Source organism: Streptomyces tricolor, assembly GCF_002155905.1.
Taxonomy (GTDB): domain Bacteria; phylum Actinomycetota; class Actinomycetes; order Streptomycetales; family Streptomycetaceae; genus Streptomyces; species Streptomyces tricolor.
In genome coordinates this window covers 1-6949 of the sequence record NZ_MUMF01000500.1, presented here as the reverse complement: position 1 = coordinate 6949, position 6949 = coordinate 1, and the positions used below count along the sequence as shown (strand labels likewise).

6 protein-coding genes are annotated in these 6949 nt (G+C 74.9%); 2 read left to right on the top strand and 4 right to left on the bottom strand.

Annotation, left to right across the window (positions count from 1 at the left end; genetic code table 11):
- Positions 1–125 precede the first annotated feature (125 nt).
- From CCN44_RS31415 to CCN44_RS31405, 3 genes are all read right to left on the bottom strand, one after another.
- Positions 126–1016 (bottom strand): hypothetical protein, encoded by an 891-nt coding sequence (locus tag CCN44_RS31415; protein ID WP_143650074.1) that lies wholly within the window; start codon positions 1014–1016, stop codon positions 126–128.
- Positions 991–1755 carry a hypothetical protein gene (locus CCN44_RS31410; protein ID WP_059254135.1) on the bottom strand — a complete coding sequence of 255 codons (765 nt, stop codon included), beginning with the start codon at positions 1753–1755 and terminating at the stop codon, positions 991–993. Before CCN44_RS31410 ends, CCN44_RS31415 begins: the two co-directional genes overlap by 26 nt.
- Before the next feature lie 95 nt (positions 1756–1850).
- Positions 1851–2534, bottom strand: a complete 684-nt coding sequence (locus CCN44_RS31405; RefSeq protein WP_143650071.1) for a hypothetical protein — start codon at positions 2532–2534, stop codon at positions 1851–1853.
- A gap of 237 nt (positions 2535–2771) precedes the next feature.
- Between CCN44_RS31405 and CCN44_RS31400 the strand changes: the two genes are divergently transcribed.
- The gene (locus CCN44_RS31400) at positions 2772–3449 is read left to right on the top strand and encodes a 4Fe-4S single cluster domain-containing protein (protein ID WP_086701432.1); all 678 of its coding nucleotides are present in this window, start codon (positions 2772–2774) and stop codon (positions 3447–3449) included.
- On the opposite strand, the gene CCN44_RS31395 is transcribed toward CCN44_RS31400, so the two are convergent.
- Positions 3424–4602 carry a macro domain-containing protein gene (locus tag CCN44_RS31395; RefSeq protein ID WP_237481621.1) on the bottom strand — a complete coding sequence of 393 codons (1179 nt, stop codon included), beginning with the start codon at positions 4600–4602 and terminating at the stop codon, positions 3424–3426. The two genes, CCN44_RS31400 and CCN44_RS31395, sit on opposite strands and share 26 nt — an antisense overlap.
- 168 nt (positions 4603–4770) lie before the next feature.
- On the opposite strand from CCN44_RS31395, the gene CCN44_RS47515 reads away from it, so the two are divergent.
- Positions 4771–6949 (top strand): serine/threonine protein kinase (locus tag CCN44_RS47515; protein ID WP_086701426.1); only part of this gene is annotated, 2179 nt, incomplete at its 3' end.

The window sequence follows — 6949 nt, the reverse complement described above, 5'->3', positions numbered from 1 at the left end:
GCCGAGCGCCAGCGCAGCATGTGGCCCGCCAGGTGCGGCAGGATCAGCATGATGACGGCAGAGGAGACGGCGAGCGTACCGGAGAGGGTGTCCCCGCTGGCTGACCCTGGTCCTGCTGCTCGTCGTCATGGCCGTCGAGGTGCCGGTCTACTGGGTCGCCTACCAGCCCTTCCACGGGGTCGGCAGCGCCAGCGGGGCAGGCCGGGGCGGGTCGCCAGTCCCTCCCAGCCCTCGGCGGATCCGATGACGTCGGTCTCCCGCCGTGCGGCGCGGTACTCCTCGCGCAGCGCGGCGGGCGAGGTGTCGGCCGGTGCGGTGGTGCCCGCCGTGGACACCGACTGCCAGTCGTCGCCCGGGTCCGTGCTCTCCGCCTTGCCGGCCGGCTGCCCGGCCCCGTCCTCGGCCGGGCCTGGGTCCGCGGGGCCGGGGGTGCGGCCGGCCGGCGGGCCCGCTGCGTCCGGGAAGCGGGCGCGCAGCCAGCGTTCCTCCACCCGTTCGCGCAGCCGGTCCCGGAAGCGCAGCCAGCGCGAGGAGCGGAGCGCGAGCAGGTTGAGCTGGTCCCTGGCCCGCTGGATCTCCTGGTCGGCCTCGCGCAGGCGCTGCTCCAGCAGCGTGGCCTCGGTCTCGCCCGCGGTCACGGCGGACCCCGCCTCGGCGTCCCGGAGCCGTGCCGCCGCCTCCGCGTCGCTCAGCGCCTGATGGATCCGCTGGATCTGGGTGTCCCGCAGCCCGGCCAGTTCCACGAAGTAGGGCAGCGGATCGCCGCTGTTGAGCACCCAGGGGTCCAGCGTCCCCTTCTTCCCCGCCCGCCTGCCCTTCCTGCCGGCCTGGGCGAGCAGCTTGGCCTCGGCCCTGTCCTCGGGGACGACGGGCGAACGGCGGACGGACCCGTCGGGGACCGGGCCGGTCCGGGGGCTCGCCGGCTGCCGTGCGGTCCGCCCCGGGAGCGGTACATAGCCGCTGAGCCGCCGACGGCGCGGCCGGGGCCGGTCAGCGCTTGTACTGGTTGTCGACATGTGCCTTGGCCCTCCCCTCCAGCACTTCCACCCAGAAGGCCTGGAAGTCGTCGGCCTCGCTGGGCTTCGCCGAGTACTGCATGCCGAGCCCCACGGGGAACACCTCCATGCCCTTGATGCCGGGCAGCCCCCGCTTCCGTACCAGCGAGTCGATGACCTTCGCCCGCTCGGCCTCGGTGGACAGGTCCTGGCGGGAGAGGACGAACTCCGGATCGGACTGGTCGAAGTCGCTGACCACGAGCAGCTTCGGCGTCCCGCCGTCGTCGGGGACGGTCTCGCCGATGCGGGCCAGCGCCCCCCACACGTCCGAACCGTTCTGCGTGCGGGCGCACTTCAGCTCCGCGAGCGCCGCGAGGGCGGCTGCCCGCCGGGCGTCCGCCCGCTGCACCTTCTGGTCGGTGTTCGCGTCGTGCGGCGGGTCGAGGTCCACCTGGTCCTGCCGGCAGGAGGAACTGCGCGAGGAACGGGTGATGGGCGCGAAGTCCACGGTTCCGCACTTCTGGTCGGTGAGGAACTCGACCAGGCTGTGCTTGAGCTTCTCCTCCGAGTCGAATCCCTGCTTCACCGCGGCGGCCGACCCGGAACCGTCGACGACCACCCCGCAGGGCGTGGTGAGGGCTTCCTCCTGCTTGGTGCAGGACACGAGCGCGGCGAGCGCGCACACCAGCGGGACGACGACGGCGAGCCGGCGGGCGGCGCGGACGGGGGACCGGTGAGCGGTCCGGGCCGAGTGATGCACGATGACGGTCCTTGGCCTTCCTGGGAGCAGGAGACGGGGAGCGGGGAGACGAGGAGCGGGGGACGGGGCGCGGACGGCGGGCGGCCGGGAGCCGGTCATCGCCCGTGGGCGCCGCTCGTGGCGCCGCCGCCGCGCACCGCCTGGTGGTCGAGGATGTGCAGGGCCCGGGCGACGGCCGACGGGTCGGCGTTCCGCCCGGCCCCTTCCGGGGCGTACCAGCGGTCGCTGAGCAGGCTGTCGTCCAGGTGGGCCCAGGTGTGGTCCAGTTCGATCTCCCCGGGCAGCCAGCTCGTGGGCCGCGGCCCGTCGACATGGCCGTCGCGCCGGGTGCGCCGCCAGGCGGCGTCCCAGTAGCAGGCGATCAACTGGTTGGCCTCGCCGACGAGTTGCTGGGCCTGCTGGCGGCACACGGCGGCGGCCGAGCGCCACTGCCCGACCCTCTCCCCGTACCGGGCGAGCGCGGCCGGCGCGGGTTCCGCGCGCTCGTCGTACTGGGTCACCACCCGCACCGACTCGGCCTGGATGCGGACGTACAGCCCGTGGTGCGCCGCGAGCAGGCGCGAGCGCAGCCCCGCGGTGTCCCGGTGCACCCGCGCGCGCAGGCCCAGAATGTACGGCGGCAGGCCGTCGTCGGCCGGTGTGCCGCCCGCCGCCGCGTCCGTCAGGAATTCCCGGAGACCGGCCGCGTCCCGGCGACCGTGGAACCGGGCGCGCGCGGAAGACAGAGGCCCGGCTTTCAGCCGTCGAACCCGGACATTTATTCGAGCTTTGTTGATCATTTCGAAGAGCCCCCATTCGTCGCGGGCGGTCCGGGTGGGAATGCGCCGCGATGGGGAGAGAGTAGCGGAGCAAAACCCCTAGCGGGACACATGATTTGAGGGGAACCGATCATTCTTCGCGGTGTTCCGGAAAACAACCGGATCCCGCCCGGCGGAGAGCCGGATGAGGGCCTCCCGGCAATTGCGGGCGCCCCTCGGCGCCCTGGATACTCCAAGCCGGTGCGAGGAGGAGATGCCGTGGAATTGCGCCTCGACGGGACGCACTACCCGTTGGAAACACTGGGCCCCGGAAAACGGCTCGGCGTCTGGTTCCAGGGCTGCTCGCTGGCCTGCCCCGGATGCATGTCCCGGCACACCTGGGACCCGGCGGCCGGGACGCCCGCCACGGTCGCCGAGGTGCTCGCGCTGTGGCGGCGGGCCCTCGCCGACGGGGCCGACGGCCTCACCGTCAGCGGCGGCGAGCCCCTGCAGCAGGCGGCGGCGCTCGCGGAACTCCTGGCCGGTGCGGCACGCCTGCGGGACGGGGCCCGGCGCCGCGAGGGGAGCGCCGGGCCCCACCCCGCCGACCTGCTGGTGTACACGGGGTACGAGCCCGGGGAACTGACACCGGAGCGCCGGGCCGCACTCGGCGGCGCGGACGCCGTGATCACCGGCCGGTACCGGGCGGCGGAGCCCACCCCGCTGGCCTGGCGGGGCTCGGCCAACCAGCGGATCGTCCCGCTGACCCCGCTCGGCACCGCCCGCTACGCCCCGTACCTCACCCACCCGGCACCCGGCCCGCGGCTCCAGGTCGGCCCCGCCGTCGACGGGGAACTGCGCCTCTACGGCGTCCCGCTGCGCGGCGAACTCGCGGAGCTGGAACGGACGTTGAAGCGCAGCGGGGTCGGCTTCACGGAGCGGAGCTGGCGGCCGTGAGCAGCCGGGCGTGGCTCTCCTCCGGTGTGACCAGCACCACCGCCCAGGACGGGTCCCGGCGCAGCTCCGCCCGGATCGCGTCGAGCAGCCGGCGGGCCACCGTCTCCACGGGCAGGCCGCCCCGGCCGGCACCGAGCAGCGGGAAACAGATCGAGGACATCGGCAGAGAGAGGAACTCGCTCTCGTGGCGGGCCAGTTCGAAGGACGCGCGGACCACCTCGCCCAGCACGGCGGGGGACACGTGGTAGCGGTCGCCGCCCCCGACCGGGGTGGCGATCGCCGCGTGGTGGACCCGCCGTACCCCCTGGGCGGCCAGGGCGCCCGACGAGGTGGCGACCACCGTGCCCGGCCGCACGGGCCTGCCCGCCCTGCCGTGCGTCCGCAGCCACACGCCCAGCTCCCGGGAGAGGACGTCGTCCACGATCTCGCCCGCGGCGTCCCGGAGGGCGGCGGCCCGGCGCAGCGCGCCGGACACCGTGGGGCGGAAGGTCTTCGACATCTCCAGATAGGTGTTCTCCGAGGAGACCAGGATGTCCACGTCCCGCACCTCCTCGATGGGGCACACCCGGACGGTGATCCGGCCCGCCGGGGCCGCCGCGGCGGTGACCGGCCGGGCGCCCGGCCGCCGGGACCGGACTCCTGCGGAGGGTGCCGCGTACGCGGACGGCGCCGCGGCTGCCGGAGCGGTCAACTCCGTCACGACTTCGGCCCGTTGGCCGTCCGTCGGGCCGACGGCCGCCTCCCGGGCGACGGCCAGGACCGCCGCCGCCAGTTCGGCGACGACGTCGTGCTCCTGGCTCTTGCGGAACCGTTCGGTGGTCACGCCGTAGACCCCCGCGGCGGCCTTGCGCCGGTCGGTGCCCGGCACCCCGCGGCGCGCGGCGAAGATGCCGAAGGAGTGGGCGGCGGCGCGGGCCAGCGGATCGCAGGAGTCGTCGTCGCGCACCGGGTGTCCGCCGGCCAGCCTCCGCACCGCCGCGCCGAGCAGCTCCTCGATGCCGGTCTGCTCGTCGTCCGGTCCGCCGCACAGTCCGGCCGCGACGGCGGCCTCGCGCAGCGCGTCCCTGGTGCAGTGGCGCAATCCAGGCAGGCCGCGGCGCCTCAGTTCCCTGAGTTCGGCGACGAGGCTTTCGTGCGTGGGCAGGGGGCACATGATGCGCATGGTAGCCCCGGCCGGGGATTCACTGAAGATCCGGGAAACTCCCCGTCGGCCGCGGGGAATCGGGATATCTTCTTCGTCCCGCGGCCCGCCCGTCGGGCCCGTTCGTTCCGCATTGTGGCCCCCCGGTTCACCCAGCGCGTTTTCCCGGAAGGCCGGTAGATGACGACCACGCCGCCCACCCGATTCGTCGACCCCGCGGACGGGGGATTCACCAATGCCCGGGTCGTCGAGACCCGTCCGGTCCGTGCCGGCGTACCGCCCGCACTGGCCGACCGCTTCCCGCTCGTCGCCGTGCTCTCCGAGGCCCGCCGGCCCGCCGAGGCCGTCGTCCTGCGGGTGCGCGACCTGACGGCCCGTCACGGCCCGGCGGAGATACCCCTGGTGCTCAAGTGGTACCACCGGCTGCACGCCCCGGACCCCGAGGTGGAGCAGCGGCTGCGGGAGCTGGCCGAGGGCCCGGCACCCCATGTGGAACGGCTCCTGGAGACCGGTGACGCCCACGGACACCCCTGGCACCTGTACTGGTCGCACGGCGAGGAGACCCTGGAGAAGTACCACGAGGACCACCCCGACGGCCTGCCTCCCGACGCCGTACGAGCGGTGGTCGGCCAGCTCTGCGACGCCGTCACCGCCCTGCACGGACGGGGCGTCGTCCACCGGGACATCACCCCCGACAACATCATGGTGCAGACCCGCCGCGGCGACACCGCCGACCTCGTCCTGGTCGACTTCGGCGCCGCCGTCCACCGGCCCGACGAAGCGCTGGAACCCCGCACCGACTGGCGCGGCAAGCCCCTCTACCTCGCCCCGGAGGCCGGACTGCTCCGGCAGACCGTCTCCGAGGCCGGCGACTGGTGGTCGCTCGGCATGGTCGTCGCCCAGCTCGCCCTCGGCCGGCACCCCATCGAGTTCCGCCGGGACGAGGACGTGCTCGCGGAGATCGCCACGCACGACCCCGACGTCGGCGGCATCACGCACCGGCGGACCCGCCTGCTCTGCGAGGGCCTGCTCACCCGGGCGCCCGAGCAGCGCTGGCAGGCGGCACAGGTGCGGGACTGGCTGGACGGGCACGACCCCTACGTCGCCCCGCGCACCGACGGGCGGATCTTCCCCGACGACCCCGCGCGCCCCGCGATCCGGCCCTTCGGGTTCATGGGCCAGGAGTTCACCGGCACCGAGCACCTCGCCGTTCACCTGGACCAGAACCACGTGTCGGCGGCCCGCATGCTGGCCGATGACGACGACCGGGCCCGACTGGCCGAGTGGCTGGGCCAGTTCGAGACCGTCGGCGGCCGCAGCCACGACGAACTGCGCCGGCTCGCCGCGCTCCGGGAGGAGCTGCGCCGGCCCCCGTCCGCCGGCGTGGTCGTGGACCTGCTGAACTGGCTCGGCCCCGCCCTGGACGTCACCTGGCACGGAGCCGGCCTGGACGCGCAAGGCATGCGCCGGCTGTGCCAGGGCGCCCGGGACGGGCACGCCGACGCGGTCGCGCTGGTCCGGCACCTGGCGGAGCACCCCGAGGTGCTGACCGGGCTCGCCCGGCGGCCCGGCGGCCACGGACTGGACGAGACGGCACGGGCGTGGCGCGTCCTGCGCGACCGGTGGGAACCCACCGTCCAGGAACTGAGGCGCGACCGCCGGGAGCGGGCCGACCTGAGGCGCACCGTGGCGGTGGACGCCTGGCTGCTGCAACTGGCGCGCGAACCGGAACGCACCCGGCAGCGGCTCACCGACCGGCTGCTGCGGCTGCGCGCCGAACTCCCGGCCCCGGTGCCCTGGTTCGACGCGCTGATCAACGCCCAGGACGACGACGTCCGCCTCGTCGCCGCCCTGCTGCTCACCGGCCGCGCGAGGCGGGAGGCGGAGGCGCTCGGCGCCCGGCGCGTCGAAGAGGAGCACGCGCGGCTGCTCGCGGCCGACCAGGACGGCATCATCACCCTGCTGCGCCGCATGGACCGCCTGCCCACGCTGGGCTGGGCACTGCTGGGCGCCGTCGTCGTCACCGCCCCCTGGACCTTCGTCATCGGGCTCGCGGACGTACTGGGCCGCGCCTCCCAGGAGGCGGTCGTCACGGCCTGGCTCGAGGCGCTGCCCGCCGCCGCGTTCGTCTTCGTGGTGGAGATGTGGACCGCCGTGTACATCGGCCCGCCGTTCTACCACCCGAGCCGTTCGCTGGCCGGCCTGCTGATCCGCAGCTCGGAGCGCCCGGGCCGGCTGGCCCGCACCCGGCTCGGGCGCTGGGCGGGGGCGGCGCTGCTCGTCCTCGCCGCCTTCGCCGGGTGCTACGCGGTCGTGGCGGCTCCGTGGCTGTGGCCGCTCGCCTCGGCCGCCGCCGTCG

What these genes read in the sequence shown, in the direction of transcription:
- CCN44_RS31415 (WP_143650074.1), bottom strand. Translation starts at nt 1,016, where the DNA reads ATGTCGACAACCAGTACAAGCGCTGACCGGCCCCGGCCGCGCCGTCGG.
- CCN44_RS31405 (WP_143650071.1), bottom strand. Translation starts at nt 2,534, where the DNA reads ATGATCAACAAAGCTCGAATAAATGTCCGGGTTCGACGGCTGAAAGCC.
- CCN44_RS31395 (WP_237481621.1), bottom strand. Translation starts at nt 4,602, where the DNA reads ATGTGCCCCCTGCCCACGCACGAAAGCCTCGTCGCCGAACTCAGGGAA.